Source organism: Variovorax sp. LjRoot175 (genome assembly GCF_964253805.1).
GTDB lineage: Bacteria > Pseudomonadota > Gammaproteobacteria > Burkholderiales > Burkholderiaceae_C > Variovorax.
In genome coordinates this window covers 586,192-602,948 of record NZ_CAXURY020000001.1, presented here as the reverse complement: position 1 = coordinate 602,948, position 16,757 = coordinate 586,192, and the positions used below count along the sequence as shown (strand labels likewise).

Genomic DNA, 16,757 nt, shown 5'->3' with positions numbered 1-16,757 from the left:
AAGGATCTGGACATGCGCGTGGTTGTACTCGGCGCCGGCTTGCTCGGCGTGACATCGGCCTATTACCTTCAACAGCTGGGCCACGAAGTGACGGTGGTCGACAGGCATGCCACGCCGGCCGCCAAGGCGCGCGGGCGCGTCGACACGGTCGTCACGGCCGCGGCCGCGGCCGCGGCCGACCAGCTTCTTCGGCAATCCGCCGCTCGCCGTGCCGCCCGCGCGAAATGGGTGGGGCTGTACGTGCGCCTGCGGCGACGCTTCGCGAAGCTGCTCGATCGCGCCATCGGCGAGGCGCCGAAATCCAAGCCGATCGAACACCTCGTCCGGCTGGGCGCCTACAGCCGCGACATCGTGCGTTCGTTGCGCGACGAAGCCGGCGTGCCCCCGGGCCAGCGCAACCCGGGCCTGCTGAGCATCTACACTGATGCCGACGCCTTCAACGCCCGGCTGGCGCGCGCCTCTCATTGGAAAGATCTGGGATGCGAGGAGCGCCTGGTCTCGGCCGAAGAGGCGCTGCGCATCGAGCCGGCCCTGCAGGCCCTGCGCGGCGAGCTCGCCGGCGCAGCCTATTCGCTCGACGATCCGGCGGCGCGCGACCCGGCCCAGTTCGCGGCCAGCATGGTGTTCCTGTGCCGCGCGGCCGGCGTGCGCTTCCTGACCCAGCACACGGTGATCTCCCTGGAGGAGCGCGCAGGCCGCATCGACCATGTCGAGCTGCTCGATGCCGACGGCCAGCCCGTCGTCCTGCGCGGCCAGGCCTATGTGCTGGCGCTCGGCATCTCCAGCGCGATGCACGCCGAAAAGCTGAAGATCGCCATGCCTTTTCGCTTCCTGCGCGAATACATCGTCACGATCCCTCTCAAGGACGCGACCCGCGCACCGCGCGTCGCGCTGCGCGACCGGCAGGGCAAGCTGGGCATCCGGCGCATCGAAACGCCGGGCAGCGACTGCCTGCGGGTCTCCGCCACGGTACGCGCCAGCTTCGACGAAGAGAGCGAGCCCGATTCGGACCGCGTCGACGCCATCCTGCGCCGCATCGAAACGCTGCTGCCCGGCGCGGCCGACACGGCGCATGCCTCCCTCGAGACGGTCGTGCATGCCGTCAGCCGGGACGGGCTGCCGATGATCGGCAAGACCCGCCTGTTCAACCTGTTCCTCAATGTCGCGCCGGGCGCGCGCGGCTGGATCAACGCCTGCGGCGCCGGCAAGTCGATTGCCCGGATCGTGAGCGGCCTCAGGCCCGAGCTCGAGTTCGCCTTCAGAAATCCGTAGCCGCGCGCGTCCTCGCCGCCTTACAATTGCTGCACTGCAGGAGAGCGGGCCGCGGGAAGCGGCTCCACCGAAGGCGCAAACTCCCATAAACGCTCAGGTCGGCTCACGCGATGAGCCTGTACTGCATCAACTGTCAAAGCCGTCTGGAGAGCCATCACGCCATGTGATGCACCGAAGGAGCAAACCTGCTGCGGGCGCAGCGGGTGAATCTCTCAGGTACCGAGGACAGGGGGAGCGGCAACTTGGACGCATGGTCCGGTTGCTTTCTTTTTCGAGCTTCCGTTTCCGTTGCGTTCAAGCGCTGCAACCTCAAAGGTTCTCGAAATGCGCGTGATCGTTCTCGGCGCCGGCCTGCTCGGCGTGACCTCGGCTTACTACCTCCAGCAACTCGGCCACGAAGTGACCGTGATCGACCGGCAGGCCACACCGGCTGCCGAAACCAGCTTCGCCAACGGCGGCCAGATCTCGGTCAGCCATGCCGAACCCTGGGCCAACCCGAGCGCGCCGCTCAAGGTGCTGCAATGGCTCGGCAAGGAAGATGCACCGCTCCTCTTTCGCATCCGCGCCGACATGCGCCAGTGGCTCTGGGGCCTGCAGTTCCTGCGCGAATGCACGCCGGCGCGCACGCGCCACAACATCGAGCAGATCGTGCGCCTGGGCACCTACAGCCGCGACACGCTGCAGCAGCTGCGCCGCGACACCGGTCTCAGCTACGACCAGCGCACCCAGGGCATCCTGCACTTCTATACGACACAGAAGGAATTCGACGGCGCACTGAAGCCGGCCGAGCAGATGCGCGCACTGGGCTGCGAGCGCCAGGTGATCTCGGCCGACGAGGCGGTGAAGATCGAGCCCGCGCTAGCTCACATCCGGCCCCAGTTGGCCGGCGCCACCTACACGGCCGAAGACGAATCTGGCGATGCCAACCGCTTCGCGCGCGAACTGGTCGCACTGGCCTCTGCGGCCGGCGTGAACTTCCTCATGAGCCACACCGTGACCGCGCTGCGCGAAGCAGGCGGCAGCATCGACCACGTGGAAGCGACAGACAACGAAGGCCGCTTCCAGCGCATCCGCGGCGACGCCTTCGTGCTGGCGATGGGCTCGCTGAGCCCGCTCTACGCGACGCCGCTGGGCATCCGGCTGCCGATCTACCCGGCCAAGGGCTACTCGGTCACGCTGCCGGTGAAGGATGCCTCGAAGGCGCACCAGGTCTCTTTGACCGACGACGAGTACAAGCTGGTGTTCTCGCGCTACACCTCGGCCACCGGCGACCGCCTGCGCATCGCCGGCACGGCCGAACTCAACGGCTACGACCGCGACCTGAACCGCGTGCGCTGCGAGGCCATCGTGCGGCGCGTCGAAGAGCTGTTCCCTGGCGCCGGCGACAGCACGCAAGCCCAGTTCTGGACCGGACTGCGGCCGGCGACGCCCAGCAACGTGCCGCTGATCGGCAAAACGAAGCTGCCGAACCTGTTCCTCAACACCGGCCACGGCACGCTGGGCTGGACCCACGCCTGCGGCTCGGGCAAATCGATCGCGCGCATCGTGAGCGGCCTCAAGCCCGAGGTCGACTTCGCTTTCGCCACCTCCTAGGTCTCAGTCTCAGTCGCGCAGCAACTCCTGCATCAGCTCGCGCAGGATCGGCAGCGCCGGCGCCTCGGTGCGCCGGCGCAAGGTCACGAGGCCGAAACGCGCGACGCCATTCAGCTCGGGTTTCATCTTCAGCTCGACCAGGTCTGGCGCCGCCGCGCGAATGGCCAGCAGCACGGCGTCGCTCCGGCGCACCACCTCCACCAGGCTCGGGACTTCCTCGCACTGCAGCGTCACGCAGAGTGCCGGGTGCGCCTCGGGTCCATAGGCTTCGACCAAGGTGCGCGCCACCTCGTCGCTCAGCGGCGTGGAGGCTACGGGATAGCGCTGAACCGCCTCGAAGCTCACCGCGCTGCGAAGCCGCGCGAGCGGATGGCCGCGGCGGCACATGAAGACGCCGCGCATTTCGTGCAGTGCGCTCAGCTCCAGGTCGGCCGCGGGCTTCAGCGAACGCGCATCGACAACCAGCGCATCGAGCGTGCGCGCGCGCAGCGCCTGCGCCAGCAGATCGGTGCCGCCGCGCGACACGACCACGCGCATCTTCGGATGGCGGGTCGCCATGCGCATCAGAAAAGGCGTCATCAGCATCGCGCCGGGACCCGAGCCCATGCCGATGCGGATCACGCCGCCCTGCCCCTCGCGCATTAGCCGGCCGCTGTCGCGCAACTCGTCGGCCTCGAACACCAGCTGGCGCGCGCGGTTCAGCACTTCGCGCCCGAAAGCGGTGAGTTCGTTGCGGCGTCCGACCCGGTCGAACAGCGGCATACCCAGTTCGTCCTCGAGCGCGCGGATGCTGCGGCTCAACGCCGGCTGGGTCAGGTGCTGGGCCTGTGCGGCCTTGCTGAAGGAGCCGCTCTTTGCGAGCGAGATCAGATGCCTTAGTTGAACCAGCGTCATCGTGGGTGCCCGACAAAGTAGTGCATCGAAGTCATGCTAATGCAGACAACAATGCATTGGACGTTCGGATTGAAGACTCCTACGATTCGCTCGCATCCACCGGAGCCCCGATGAAACCGTTGTCCCGACCTTCGCGCACCCTACTTCTTGCCGGCCTCATGTTCGCCGCAAGCACGGCCTTCGCGCAGACCTATCCAACGAAGCCCGTCAGCCTGATGGTTCCCTACCCGGCCGGCGGACCCTCCGACGCGGCCGCGCGCATCTTCACCGTGCCGCTGGGCAAGGAACTGGGCCAACAGGTCGTGGTGGAGAACCTCGGTGGCGTCAGCGGCGCGATGGCTGCGCAGAAGGTGCTGGCGGCGCCCGCCGACGGCTACTACATCTTCCAGGGCTCGCCGAACGAGGTGATCCTCTCGCCGCTGGCCAATGCGGCCGTCAAGCTCAAGGCCGAGGACTTCCGCCTCGTGCATCCGGTGACCGACGCCGTGATGGTCTTCGTCGCGCGCAAGGACCTGCCGGCCAACACCGTCGACGAGCTGATCGCGCTGGCGCGCAAGTCCGGCGACGCGCCGCTGAGCTACGGCAGCGTGGGCGTCGGATCGCTCTATCACCTGATCCTCGAGAGCGTGCAGCAGCAGGCCGGCATCAAGCTCATGCATGCGCCGTACAAGGGCAACGCACCGCTCCTGCAGGACATCGGCGGCGGCCAGGTGGACTTCGCGGTGCTGGTCTACAGCGCGGCCATGGGCGCGCTGGCCGAGCAGGGCCGGCTCAAGGTGATCGGCCAGCTCGGCGCGCAGCGCTCCGAGCTGCTCAAGAACGTGCCGGCCGTGAGCGAAGGCAAGGAGCTGAAGAACTTCTCCTACAAGATCTGGAGCGGCTTCATGGTGCCGAAGAACACGCCGGAAGAAGTGGTGCAGCGCCTGCACAAGGCGATCGGCGCGACCCTGAAGGACCCGGCCGTGCGCGCCCAGCTCGCGGCCCAGACGCAGGTGGCTTCGGCGCCGATGTCGCTGGCCGAATCGGCGAAGTTCTTCGAGGCCGAAACGGCGCGCTACCGCAGCATCGCCAAGTCGATCAACCTGCAGCCGCAGTAAGCTGGCCTCATGAGCACACTCCTCGAACAATTGCACGCGCAGGCCGGCGAATTCATCGGCCTCAGGCGCGACATCCACCACCATCCCGAACTGGCCTTCGACGAGCACCGCACCTCGGCGCTGGTCGCCGCGAAGCTGGAGAGCTGGGGCTACGCGGTCGAGCGCGGCCTCGGCGGCACCGGCGTGGTGGGCCGGCTGGTGCGCGGCAAGGGCAAGCGCCGGCTCGGCCTTCGCGCCGACATGGATGCGCTGCCGATCGACGAAGCCACCGGCCTCGCCTACGCGAGCAGCCACGCCGGCGTGATGCATGCCTGCGGCCACGACGGCCACACGGCCATGCTGCTGGCCGCCGCACACCATCTCGCCGAACGCGGCCGCTTCGACGGCACGCTGAACCTGATCTTCCAGCCGGCCGAGGAAGGCGGCGGCGGCGCGTTGCGGATGATGGAGGACGGCCTGTTCGACAAGTACCCGTGCGACGCGATCTTCGCGATGCACAACATGCCGGGCCTGCCGCAAGGCCGGCTGGCGCTGCGCGAAGGCCCGGCGATGGCCTCGTCGGACTACGCCACCGTCACGCTCGCCGGCATCGGCGGCCATGGCGCGATGCCGCACCGCACCGCCGACCCTATCGTCGCCGCGGCCAGCATCGTGATGGCGCTGCAGACCGTGGTGTCGCGCAACATCGACCCGCTGCAGATGGCCGTGGTCACGGTGGGCGCCATCCATGCCGGAAAGGCCAACAACGTGATCCCGCAGAGCGCCGTGCTGGAGATCAGCGTGCGCGCGCTCGACCGCGAGGTGCGCGGCAGGCTCGAAGAGCGCATCAAGGCGCTCGTCGCGGCACAGGCAGAGAGCTTCGGCGTCAAGGCGCAGATCGACTGGCGGCCCGGCTATGCGGTGCTGGTCAACGCGCCCGAGGAAACCGCCTTCGCGCGCGAAGTGGCGCTCGAACTGCTCGGCCCGGAGCGCGTCACGCTGCAGGCGCCGGCGCTGCCCGGCAGCGAGGACTTCGCCTTCATGCTCGAGCGCGTGCCCGGCAGTTATCTGCTGATCGGCAATGGCGAGGGCGACAGCCACGGCGCCTGCATGGTGCACAACCCCGGCTACGACTTCAACGACGACAACGTCGCCATCGGCTCCGCGTACTGGGTGCTTCTGACCGAACGCTTCCTGCGGGATTGAACTCACCCCCAGGCTCCCCCACTTCGTGTGGTCCGCCAACCCCCTCTCCGGGGGCAACACCAGCGGCCCGGCAAAGCCGGTTCCGCGGTGTTCCCCGCCGGACTCTCGCGCTTTCGCGCACGCAGGGCAGTGAGTTTTCAGTCGTCCGCGGTGAACACGGTCAGCACGCCGGTGTAGCCGTAGAGGTGATGGCGTGCGATCTCCCCGGCGGCGAAGAAGCCGACCAGCGGCACGTCGCCGAGCGCATGGCGCACGATCTGCAGCTCGGCCCCGGGCGCACCGAAATGCGGGCCGCCGCGGCCCGAGCAGCTCACGTACACGGCGCCGGCGATGCGGCGCGCCGGATGGGGCGCGGCCTCGGCTTCGCCGGCCGCGACGGCGCGTGCGGTCGCGAGCGTCTGCTCCTGGGGTTCGAGTTCTTCGCGGACCTCGGCGCACACGCGCATCAGGTCGGCGCGCGCGGCCTGCGCATTGCGGCGGCAGAAGGTCATGCGCATGCCGGCTTCGGCCGTGTCGGCGATCGCGACGCCGCGACGCGTGGGGTCGAGGCCGATGATGTGGCGCACCAGCACGTCGGCGCCGAGGTCGCCGGTGCGACGGATGCTGTCGCTGCCGGCATCGACCAGGCCGACCAGCGTGGCGCGCACGGCATCGATCGCCTCCTGCGGCGCCTCCAGCGAAACGCCGAGCTCGGCCAGCAGCACGTCGAGCGCCGGCTCGCCGTCGAGCCGCAGCAGCAGGTTGCCGTCGGCTTCGGTGATCACGCGCTCGCGCGACACAGGCTGGCAGCCCTGGGTAACCCTGGACACCACACGCACGCCCTCGCCGAACACCACGCCCGAAAGCCCGCCCGAGAACACGCCGCCCGCGGCGCCGTGGCCGCGGATATTGCCGTTGCCGCCGATGGCGAACTGCAGCGATCCGGCGCGGCCCGAGGAGAGGCCGCCGAACAGGTAGCCGGTGTCGGTGCGGCCCGCCATCTCGGCGATCAGCTCGGCGAGTTCGGGCGTGGCCGGGTCGGCATGCACGAGCGCCGTGTGCGCCGCGAAGCCGCTCATCTCGGTGCTGGCGAGCGGCGCCACGCCCGAGAACACGCGGTATTGGTCGCTCGGGAGCTGGCACAGCATCACGCTGAGTGCCGGCTCGTCGAAGTACTCGGCGTTGTTGGCCGAGACGCCGATGCCCACGGTGCCCGACCAGTCGGTGATCTCGGGCAACTCGGCGCCGAGGTGGTCGAGGATCTCCTGCGCATCCTCGGCGTAGTGGTCGGTGATGTAGAGCAGGCCCAGCGTGGGCGAACGTGCGTAGTCGGGCAACGCCATCTGCGCCCGCAATTGGGCCAGCACGAGCCCGGCCGCCATGCGCCATTGCGGATGGGTGGCGTGACCGGAGGGAAACAGCTTCATGGACTCGGCTCTCTGGCGTGATTCGGTGTGGGGATCAGCGTCCGCGCGCTCGCTTGCGCGCCGGCGCCGTGGATTTCTTGGCCGCGCCGGGCGCAGCCGGCGCCTTCTTCGTGGCGGCCGCGGCCGTCTTGCGTGCCGGCTTCTTGCCCGATGCGGTGCCCATCGCATTGCCGACCGCATCGGCCAGCGGCTTGGCCATGTCCGGCATTTTCAGCTGGGACGCGTCCTGCAGGGCCGAACTGGCGATCTGCTGGAACTGCTGCGTGAGCGCGCCCCACCATTGCAGCGGGTCGACCACGCCGGCGGATGCGTCCGACGATGCGACGGCAGTCGCCGATGTCTTGCCGCGCCCGTTGCCCCGGGCTGCCGCGACCGGCGTCTCGATGTCTTCGGGTTCGTCTTCCGGCTCGTCCTCCGGTTCCGGCACAGGCGGCGGAGCCGGCGGTGCAGCGCGCGGCGCCGGCGCCGGCGCCGGCGCGGCGACAGGTGCCGTCGCTTGCCGCGTGAACGCGTTGGCCAGATCCTCCATGCGCACATTCATGCCGCGCAGCGTCGAGAGCGTCATCTTCTGCACCTCGAGCGCCTGGATGGTGGCCTTGAGCGCGTGACCGTTCTGCTCCAGCCAGTACTGCACGGTCTTGAGTTCCTGGATGCGCTTGTCGACCTCTTCGACGCTCAAGGTCGGCGCCACCCAGCTCGACAGGCTCGGCATGCCGGGCACCGTGCTCGCGCTCCCCGCAGCACCGCTCGCAAGGCTCTGGAGGAAGTCGAAGCCCGGGACGAACTGGCTGAAGGCGAAAGGCTTGCTCGCGTCGCTCATGGGGAGGTCTCCTGGAGAGTGATTCTTGTCCGGGCAGCTTACTCCAAGGGGATGCGCTTTTGTCGCCGCGGCAGGCGCTAAAGCTAGTGCTTGTGGTTGTGCGCCGGCGCCGCCGCGCCATCGGCCGGCGCGCCCACCAGCAGCTTGAGTTCCAACGTGCTCGTTTTGCCCTTCGCGTCCTCGAAGTGCAGCGTGACCGGCACGCTGGCACCCTTGGCCAGCGGCTGCTTGAGGTCCATCAGCATCAGGTGGTAGCCACCAGGCTTGAGCTCGACGGTCTTGCCGGCCGGCAGATCGAGGCCCGGCACGGCGCGCATGCGCATCGTGTCGCCCTCCATCTTCATTTCGTGTACTTCCGCTACACCGGCCGCGGGCGTCGAGACGCCGACCAGCCGCGCGCCGGCCGGCGCGGTGAGCTTCATGAAAGCGCCGGTCCCGCTCTGGCCGGGCACCGACTGGCGCACCCAGGCGTCGCGCACCTGGACGGCGGCGGGTGTTTGCGAAAAAGCACCGGCGGCACCCGTCAAGGCGGCGCAGAGCGCGAGGGTTCTGATGGCGATCGAGAGGTTCATGGGGACGGTCCTTGGGAGTGTGAGTCAAAGTCAAAGGTCGAACTTGAGTTCGGCCACGAAGGTGCGTTGCGGGTAGGGGTGGAAAGCCCAGTACTTGTTGTTGTTGAGGTTGTCGATGCCGAAGGCTGCGCTCCACTGCCTGTCGATCCGATAGCGCACGCGCACGTCGGCGACGAAGTACTTGCTGAAGCCCATGTAGGCGGAACCGTTCGGATCGCTGTTGTCGAGCGAACCGTACTGCCTGCCGCTGTAGCGCGCGCCGATGGAGTATGACCAGCGGGCGTCGGGCCGGTAGGTGGCGAGCAGCGTGGCGCGGGTGCGCGGCACGCGCGGCTGCGCTTTGCCCACGCTGGCGGGAAAGCCGCGGTTGGCGGTGATCTCGGAATCGGCCAGCGTCAGGCTGGCGGAGAGCTCCAGCCCCTGGATGCCGACGTCGACGCCCTGGAAGGCGAGCTCCAGTCCGCGGGTGCGGATCGCATCGACGTTCTGCACCGTGGTGACGCCCGGGCGCAGCTGCTGGCTGTAGAGCGCGTCCTTCGTCCGTTCGAAAAACAGCGTGGTGCGCAGCAGGCCGTCGATGCCCCAGCGCTTGAGATCGCGTTCCGCGCTCAGCTCGGTCGTGACCGAACGCTCGGGCCGCAGCGTCGGGTCGCTGTTGAGGATGGTGTTGCCCTCGATCGAGCCTTGATAGAGCTCGCTCACCGTGGGCATGCGCACCGCGCGGCCGGTCGATGCCTTGAAGAGCCACTCGGGCGAGGCCTGCCAGGCGATCGCGGCCTTGGGCGAGTTGTAGCTGTCGGTACGGGTCGGAAAGGCTCGCACGGCCGTCGCGTTGGCGAGCGTGCCGCCGTCGGCTTGCCAGCGCTCGTGGCGCAGGCCGAGCGTGGTCTTCCAGTTCCGGGCGAAGCGCCACGTGTCCTGCGCGTAGAGCGACTGCAGCTCGGTGTTGCCGGTGAAGGCCGAGAAGCGGCTCGTGGCCCCGCCCTCGATCCAGTCGGGCGTATTGCTCACCAGCGTGCGCAGCTTGTAGCGCTCCTGCTGGAATCCGAAGTCGAGCACATGGGCGCCGATGCCCTCTGCGGACCCGCTCGGACGCCAGGTGCCGGCGGCCTTGAGGGTGTTCCAGCCGGTGCCGTCCATGTCGGTGATACGCCCCGCGCCGCCGTAGAAGGCAGCGGGCAGCGCCGCAGTCGGCGTGCGCGCGATGTCGCTCGCGTAGTCGAACAGGCTGGCCGCGACCTCCCAGTCGAACTGCCCCAGCGTGTTGCTCTTGACCGAGAGGCCATGCATGGTGTGCCGCAGATCGGTCTGGGTCGGGGCGAAGGCGGCGCTGGGCGTGTCGAGGTTGTAGACGCGGCCGGCGATGTTGACACGGCCCGAATAGACCGGCTGGCCGAAGCGGTCGCGCAACCAACTGTCGACCGTACCGCTCGTGCTGTTGTTCCAGGTGCCCAGCGTGTAGGTGGCGCGCAGCGTGGGCGAGAAATCGTAAGCCAGCTTGATCTTGGCCTGCTCCTGGGTCGTGTCGTAGATCGTCGTGCCGCCGAGCAGCCACCAGGGCTGGTTCAAAGGGTTGAGCCCCGGTACCGCGCCGGTGACCGGCGTGCCGGCACTGCCCACCGTGCCCGCGCTCAGCAGACGGTTGGCGAACACCAGCGCCTGGCCCTTGCTTTGCGTGCGGCTCAGGCCGAGCCACCACGACCAGTCGCCGCTGCGGCTGCCGAGCGAGAGATCGACCTGGTTGCCGGCGGGCGAGGAATGGCTGCCGTAGAGATCGAAGTTCGAGCGGAAACCCGTGAGCTTGGCATGCGCCTCGAACTGCGTCGGCATGCGCGTCACGTAATCGACCACAGCGCCGGCCGAGTTGCCCGAGTAGGCGACCGAGAACGGGCCGTAGAGCACATCGACGCGCTCGATCTCCTCCGGCGAGACCATGCCCCAGCGCGGCGCGAAGGTGGCGCCGTTGCCCAGCAGGTTCGACAAGGGGATGCCGTCGGCAAACACCAGCGAGCGGGCGCTGTTGCCGGTGCCCGAGGCACGCGTCGCGAGCACCGCGTGGTTGAAGTCGCCGATGTAGCGCTTGCGCACCAACAGGCTCGGGAGGTACTTGAGCGCGTCCTCGCTGTCGGTGGCGTTCACCGTCTCGCCGATCTGCTCGCGCGTCACGCCTTCGATGGTGGTGGGAATCTGCGTCGGCAGCGAACTCGGCCGGCCACCGGTCACGGTGACGATGCCGAGGGAACGAATCAGGCCTTCAGGCGGCGATGCCGCGTCTTGCGCCATGGCCGGCGCGGCCCAGGGAACGGCCACGGCGAACGCCAGGGCCAGGGATTTCTCTCTCACGGATTCTCTCCAGAACTTCAGGCCAGGTCGGCCGGCAGCCGGCACCCCGCGGGTGCTGCGCTGCGACGAATGAAAAGTTCAGGAGAAGGAAGGCGGCCCGCGCGCGGGCAGCGGCGCGGCGGTGGCCGCGGCGATGCGTGCGGCCGGAATGGGCTGGACCGCATGGGCCAGCGGGAGAGGACTCGGCAGCGCAACCGCTGCTGCGGGTGGCGGCGCGCCGGTCAACACGCACAGCGGGCAGTCCATGTGGCTCATGCCCAGCTCCTGCGCGCCGTCGTCGGTCTGCACGACCATCTTGACGGCGCCGGCACTGGAACAGACCAGCTCCACCGCCTGCGGATTCACGATCGGCGAGGCGACCGCCACGCCCAGCGACAGCGCGAACCACAGCAGCACGAAGCGGCCGAGGTGGCGGGCGTGGCGCAGGCAGGACATGAGGCGGCGATTATCGGCCAGTCCTGCGCTCAAGGGCCGGGCACTACCGCCGTCACGCGAAAGCCGCGCGCCGCCAGCAGCGCCGGCAGGCCCGTCGGTCCGACCATGTGCAATGCGCCGACCGCGCCGAACACGCGCTGGCCCCGCGCATGCAGGCGCGCGATGCCCTCGGCCAAGCCGGGGTTGCGATCGTCGAGCAGGCGCTTGAGCGCGCGCCGATCGGCGGGCGTGCGCATGCAATCGCACCATTGCGTGTAGCTGTCGAGCCGGGCCCAGTCGTTGCGCGCCCAGGCCTGCGCCAGCTCGCCCGCCAGCGCGCCGGTCCGGCCCGATTCGAGTTCGTCGAGGGCCTGGTCGATCTGCTCGCCCTCCTCCGCCTCGGAATCGCCGCCGAGCATCTTCAACTGGTCCGCTGCGGTCTCGAGCGCGACGATGGGCTTGCCGCGGGCGCGCGCCAGGCCGGCGAGAAAGGCCTCGCTGCCGTAGTCGCCATACAGCCCCTCGGAGCGCGCCGCGAGCATCGACAGCGTCGTGACCTGCAGGATCGGCCGCAGCCGGGCCAGCGCGCCCTGGGGCAGGCAGGCGGCGGCAGCTTGCCGGTCCAGGCGGCGCTGCCGTTCCGGCGTGAGCACGCGCGCGCTGACCGCCTGGTCAGCTGGCGCGCTGAACACGGCCAGCGTCGCCGGATCGAGCAAATCGAGTTCGAGCGCCAGCGTGTCGCTCTGCATCAGCGCGCGCAGCACGTGCGGCCCCGGCACCATCCACTCGGCCTTGCCCAGGTGCATGGTGCCGTAGAGCCAGGAGCTGCGGCCGTCCTTCTCGATGCGCCACAAGAGGCCGCGGTCGATCGCCTGCTGCATCGCGCGCCGCATGGCCTCGGCTGACAGGTCGGGCATGGCGGCCGGCGGCGGGCAGAAGGGCTTGGCGCTGCCTTCGTCGGCCGCAAAGGCGGGCGCGGCGCCGGCGCACAGGAACGCGAAGCCGAGGGCACACAGCGGACGATGCCAGCGCAGGCGGGAAAGCCAGCCGGTCATCAGGCAACCTCCGCGCTGCGCGCTGCGGTATTCGCCTGGGGAGCGGCCCGGCGGCTCATGCCAGCGCCGCCGCGAAATCGGCGACCAGATCGCTCTCGCGCTCGAGCCCGACCGAGACGCGGATCAGCCCCTCCGCAATGCCCATCTCGGCCCGCCTCGCGAGACCGGCCTCCCAGAAGATGGTCGGCGCCACCGGAATGATCAGCGTGCGCGTATCGCCCATGCCGGTCGCCTTGATCGGGATCTGGAGCCGGTTGATGACGGGTATGCAGGCCTGCGGATCCTGCAGCTCGAAGGACAGCAGCCAGGCGCCCGAAGCGAAATGTGCGCGCGCCAATGCATGCTGCGGATGCGATTCGAGCATCGGGTAGTGCACGCGCGCCACCGCCGGATGGCTCTCCAGGAAGCGGGCCAGCGACAGGGCCGTCGCGCTGCTCTGCGCGACGCGCAGGGCCAGGGTTTCGGCGCCGACGGCGATGCGATGGGCATGGTCCGAGCTCAACGAGCCGCCCAGGTCGCGCAGCCCCTTCTTGCGCAATTGCACCAAGCCCCACTGCTTCGCATCGCCCTGGCGATAGCCGGCAAAGATGTTGGGGAAGCCGCTCCAGTCGAAGAGGCCGGTGTCGGTCACCGCACCGCCAAGCGCATTGCCGTGGCCGGCGATGGTCTTGGTCAGCGAGTTGAGCGACAGGCTCGCGCCCACCGTCTTCGGCCGGAACAGGGCCGGCGAGGTGATGGTGTTGTCCACCACGTAGACGAGGCCGCGTTCGGCGCAGAGCCGGCCGATGCCCGCCAGGTCGGGCACCTGCGTGCCGGGGTTGGCGATGGTCTCGACGAACACCATGCGGGTCGCGGGCGTGAGCGCATCGGCCACCGCTGCCGCCGACGACGCGTCGACCAGGCCCACTTGAATGCCCAGCCCCTGGAGCGTGCCCAGCACGCTGTGGGTGTTGCCGAACAGATGACGACTCGCGACCAGGTGGTCGCCTGCGCGCAGCAGCGTCAGGAACACGGCCGAGACCGCGGCCATGCCGGTCGCGAAACAGACGGTGCCCACGCCCTCCTCGAGCGCCGTGAGCTTGGCCTCCAGCGCCGCGGTGGTCGGCGTGCCCTGGCGCGCGTAGTTGAAGCGGTTCTTCAGCGTGCCCTGGAACACGCCGATCAGGTCTTCGACGCGCTCGTAGCCGTACTGCACCGACGGGTGCACCGCCATGTGCACGCCGCCCTGCTCGACGCCGAAATGACGGTCGGCGTGCAGCAGCCGAGTGGTGGGATCAGGGGCGGGAGAGGCGGCGGGCGAGGTCATCGGAGTTGTATCCATGGGTGTCAAAGCGAAGCAGCGCGGCTATGCTTGTTACATGCGCAGCATATTTCACCTTGCCTTCCATGTCCGCGATCTCGATGAGGCGCGGCGCTTCTACGGCGGCCTGCTCGGCTGTGCCGAAGGCCGCAGCACCGACACCTGGGTCGACTTCGACTTCTTCGGCCACCAGATCTCGCTGCACCTCGGCGAGCCCTTCGCCACCTCGCGCACCGGCCACGTCGGCGAGGTGATGGTGCCGATGCCGCACTTCGGCATCGTGCTCGAGCTGCCCGCGTGGCGCGCGCTGGCCGAGCGCCTGCAGGCGGCCGGCACCGACTTCGTGCTGAAACCGCAGGTCCGCTTCGAAGGCCAGCCGGGCGAGCAATGGACGATGTTCTTCTGCGACCCCTTCGGCAACCCGATCGAGGCAAAGGGATTCCGATCGCTGGACACCGTCTACGACGCATGACCTGAACTTCATCCGCTTCGCCATGGTCACTTCTCTGCGCATTGCCGGACTCGTTGCCGTATTCGCCGCCCTCTTCCATCCCGCTGCGCACGCGGTGCAGGACTGCGAGCTCAACGGCCAGAGCGTGAATCCGGCCAACGGCAACACCACCGCAGGCAAGACCGGCCTCATGCGCTGCAAGGACCGCGACAGCGGCGAGCTGATGCGCGAGCAGCAGATCCAGAACGGCGTCTTCATGGGCCTGGTGCGCTACTACGACAAGGGCAAGCTCGTGAAGGAGCACAGCGTCGACGCCAACGGCAACATGCAGGGCCGCGCACGCGAGTTCTCGCCCACAGGCCGCGTGCTGCGCGAGGCGATCTACGAGAACGGCCATGAAACCGGCCTGACGCGCAGCTTCCATCCGGGCGGCCAGGTGCGCCGCATCGCCTTCTATGCCGAGCCGGGCGAACGTGCCTCGGCCGAGTTCACCGAGCGCGGCCAGTTGTCGGCACTGCGCTGCGGCGACAAGCCGATGTTGGCGCCGGCGGTCGACGATGCACGGCTGTGCGGCTTCGTGAACGGGCCCTCGCAGGTGGAGCTGTTCGACAGCAAGGGCACGCTGCGTTCGCGGCTGGCCTATGCGGCCGGCAAGCGGGTGCGCAGCGAGGAGCTCTACGACAACGGCAAGCCTTCGGTGCAGGACGAGATCAGCGGCAACCAGCGCACCGAACGGCGCTGGTCTTCGGATGGCATCAAGCGCCGCGAAGTGGTCTTCCTGCTGGTCGAACGCGGCGCGATCAGGCAGCGCGAGCAGGAGTTCTCGGAAAAGGGCACGCTGGTGCGCGACCAGCGCTGGAACGCGGCCGGCGAGCCGCAAAGCGACGAGAGCTACTACCTCAACGGACAGCCGCGCAGCAAGGCCCGCTACGGCACGGCCGGCGATGCGCGCCAGCTGGAGATCACCGAGTTCCACGACAACGGCCAGCGCGCCGCGCTCGGGCGCTACCTGCTCATCGACCGGTTCCGCCGCATCGCCGTCGGCACGCACCAGCGCTTCAGCGACAAGGGCACGTTGATGGCCGAATCGATCTACGACGACAAGGGCCGCGTCACGCGCGAACGGACCTGGGATGCCGACGGCAAGCCGGAGCGCGACGACGAGGTGTTCGAGGACGGGTCGCGCAAGGCCTTCGCGAAGTAGCGCTCACCCCCCAGGCTCCCCCACTTCGTGTGGTCCGCCAACCCCCTCGCCGGGGGCAACACCAGCGGCCCGGCAAAGCCGGTTCCGCGGTGTTCCCCGAACAGGCCTGGCTTCGCCGGCCGCGAGGGGGTCATCGCTGCAGACCTAGCCACCGAGCTGCTGGTGAAGTCTTCAATCCAGCTTGATCCCCGCCGACTTGATGATCGGCCCCCAGCGCTTCGACTCGGCGCGCGACAGCGCAGCGAATTGCTGAGGCGTCCCCGGCATCGCCTCCATCCCGAAATCGCTGAAGCGCTTCTGCACTGCCGGCACGCCGAAGGCGCGGTTCAAGTCGGCGTTGAGCTTGGCGACCACGGGCGCCGGCAAGCCGGCCGGGCCCAGAATCCCCTGGAACGCGAATACCTCGCTGTTGGGCACGCCCACTTCGGCCAGCGTCGGCACCTCCGGCAGCAGCTTCGAGCGCGCGCCCGAACCGATGGCCAGCACGCGCACCTTGTTGCCCTGCATGATCGGAAGGCCCGAGGCCAGGTCGAGGAACATGCACGGCACCTGGCCGCCCATCACGTCGGCCATCGCCGGCGCCGCGCCGCGGTAGGGAATGTGCGTGATGAAGGTCCCGGTGCGGTTCTTGAACATCTCCATCGCCAGGTGGTGCGGCGAGCCGTTGCCGGGCGAGGCGTAGTTGACCTTGCCGGGGTTGGCCCTCACGTAGGCCAGGAAGGCCTTGAAGTCCTTGGCCGGGAAGTCCGGATGGACCACCAGCGCGAGCGGGAACCTGCCGATGGCGCCGATGTAGCTGAAGTCCTTTTCGGGGCTGAAGGGCAGCTTGCTGAACAGGTATTCGTTGAAGGCCAGCACCGCGTTGTCGGCCGACATGATGGTGTAGCCGTCGGGCTTGGCCTTGGCGACCAGGTCGGCGCCGATGTTGGTCGAGGCGCCGGGGCGGTTGTCGATGACGATCTGCTGGCCCAGCGTCTGCCGCATGGCTTCGGCCAGGGTGCGCGCGATCACGTCGGTGCCGCCGCCGGCCGGATAGGGCACCACCCACTTGACGAGCTGCTCGGGGTAGTTCTGCGCGCGCGCCCACGGTGCGGCAGCGGCAGCCGCGCTGGCGGCAAGGGTGGTGAGCAGGGTTCTGCGATCCATTGGAA

At 68.9% G+C, this 16,757-nt stretch carries 15 protein-coding genes and 2 riboswitches; of the genes, 6 read left to right on the top strand and 9 right to left on the bottom strand.

The genetic code is table 11. The features are described from left to right. Positions 1-12 precede the first annotated feature (12 nt). Together ACSQ89_RS03110 and ACSQ89_RS03105 are read left to right on the top strand one after the other, a co-directional pair. On the top strand, positions 13-1,272 hold the full coding sequence (locus ACSQ89_RS03110) for an FAD-dependent oxidoreductase (protein WP_436296078.1): 1,260 nt from the start codon (positions 13-15) through the stop codon (positions 1,270-1,272). A 27-nt stretch (positions 1,273-1,299) separates the two neighbouring features. Then, a riboswitch (glycine riboswitch) is annotated at positions 1,300-1,390 on the top strand. 15 nt (positions 1,391-1,405) lie between these two features. Next, positions 1,406-1,511, top strand: a riboswitch (glycine riboswitch). An 85-nt stretch (positions 1,512-1,596) separates the two neighbouring features. Next, positions 1,597-2,865, top strand: a complete 1,269-nt coding sequence (locus tag ACSQ89_RS03105; protein ID WP_093105219.1) for a D-amino acid dehydrogenase — start codon at positions 1,597-1,599, stop codon at positions 2,863-2,865. A gap of 9 nt (positions 2,866-2,874) precedes the next feature. Here ACSQ89_RS03105 and ACSQ89_RS03100 read toward each other — a convergent pair whose 3' ends face one another. Further along, entirely contained in the window at positions 2,875-3,759 is an 885-nt protein-coding gene (locus tag ACSQ89_RS03100; protein ID WP_436294448.1) for a LysR family transcriptional regulator, read from the bottom strand. 158 nt (positions 3,760-3,917) lie between these two features. Between ACSQ89_RS03100 and ACSQ89_RS03095 the strand changes: the two genes are divergently transcribed. Both ACSQ89_RS03095 and ACSQ89_RS03090 read left to right on the top strand, forming a co-directional pair. After that, a complete protein-coding gene (locus ACSQ89_RS03095; RefSeq protein ID WP_436294492.1) occupies positions 3,918-4,856 on the top strand; it encodes a tripartite tricarboxylate transporter substrate binding protein in 939 nt (312 codons plus the stop codon). Positions 4,857-4,865: 9 nt separating this feature from the next. Next, positions 4,866-6,041: a M20 aminoacylase family protein gene (locus tag ACSQ89_RS03090; protein ID WP_436294447.1), complete on the top strand. Its 1,176-nt coding sequence runs from the start codon at positions 4,866-4,868 to the stop codon at positions 6,039-6,041. A gap of 137 nt (positions 6,042-6,178) precedes the next feature. Here the strand turns inward: ACSQ89_RS03090 and ACSQ89_RS03085 are convergent, their stop codons facing one another. From ACSQ89_RS03085 to ACSQ89_RS03055, 7 genes are all read right to left on the bottom strand, one after another. After that, positions 6,179-7,447, bottom strand: coding sequence for an FIST signal transduction protein (locus tag ACSQ89_RS03085; protein ID WP_093105207.1), 1,269 nt, complete (start codon positions 7,445-7,447; stop codon positions 6,179-6,181). A gap of 34 nt (positions 7,448-7,481) precedes the next feature. After that, positions 7,482-8,267: a PhaM family polyhydroxyalkanoate granule multifunctional regulatory protein gene (locus ACSQ89_RS03080; RefSeq protein ID WP_436294446.1), complete on the bottom strand. Its 786-nt coding sequence runs from the start codon at positions 8,265-8,267 to the stop codon at positions 7,482-7,484. Between the two features lie 83 nt (positions 8,268-8,350). After that, a complete protein-coding gene (locus tag ACSQ89_RS03075; protein ID WP_436294445.1) occupies positions 8,351-8,839 on the bottom strand; it encodes a copper chaperone PCu(A)C in 489 nt (162 codons plus the stop codon). Positions 8,840-8,869: 30 nt separating this feature from the next. Continuing rightward, complete coding sequence (locus ACSQ89_RS03070; protein ID WP_436294491.1) at positions 8,870-11,122, bottom strand: TonB-dependent receptor; 2,253 nt, start codon at positions 11,120-11,122, stop codon at positions 8,870-8,872. A 138-nt stretch (positions 11,123-11,260) separates the two neighbouring features. Next, the gene (locus ACSQ89_RS03065) at positions 11,261-11,617 is read right to left on the bottom strand and encodes a DUF2946 family protein (protein WP_093105196.1); all 357 of its coding nucleotides are present in this window, start codon (positions 11,615-11,617) and stop codon (positions 11,261-11,263) included. Positions 11,618-11,646: 29 nt separating this feature from the next. Further along, the gene (locus tag ACSQ89_RS03060; protein WP_436294444.1) at positions 11,647-12,651 is read right to left on the bottom strand and encodes a TraB/GumN family protein; all 1,005 of its coding nucleotides are present in this window, start codon (positions 12,649-12,651) and stop codon (positions 11,647-11,649) included. A gap of 55 nt (positions 12,652-12,706) precedes the next feature. After that, positions 12,707-13,957, bottom strand: coding sequence for a cystathionine gamma-synthase family protein (locus ACSQ89_RS03055; RefSeq protein WP_093105191.1), 1,251 nt, complete (start codon positions 13,955-13,957; stop codon positions 12,707-12,709). A gap of 52 nt (positions 13,958-14,009) precedes the next feature. Here ACSQ89_RS03055 and ACSQ89_RS03050 point away from each other — a divergent pair, with 52 nt between their 5' ends. Both ACSQ89_RS03050 and ACSQ89_RS03045 read left to right on the top strand, forming a co-directional pair. Continuing rightward, entirely contained in the window at positions 14,010-14,423 is a 414-nt protein-coding gene (locus ACSQ89_RS03050) for a VOC family protein (protein WP_436294442.1), read from the top strand. Between the two features lie 22 nt (positions 14,424-14,445). After that, positions 14,446-15,606 (top strand): toxin-antitoxin system YwqK family antitoxin, encoded by a 1,161-nt coding sequence (locus ACSQ89_RS03045; RefSeq protein ID WP_436294441.1) that lies wholly within the window; start codon positions 14,446-14,448, stop codon positions 15,604-15,606. 171 nt (positions 15,607-15,777) lie between these two features. Here the strand turns inward: ACSQ89_RS03045 and ACSQ89_RS03040 are convergent, their stop codons facing one another. Further along, entirely contained in the window at positions 15,778-16,752 is a 975-nt protein-coding gene (locus ACSQ89_RS03040) for a Bug family tripartite tricarboxylate transporter substrate binding protein (RefSeq protein WP_436294440.1), read from the bottom strand. Positions 16,753-16,757: the final 5 nt, after the last annotated feature.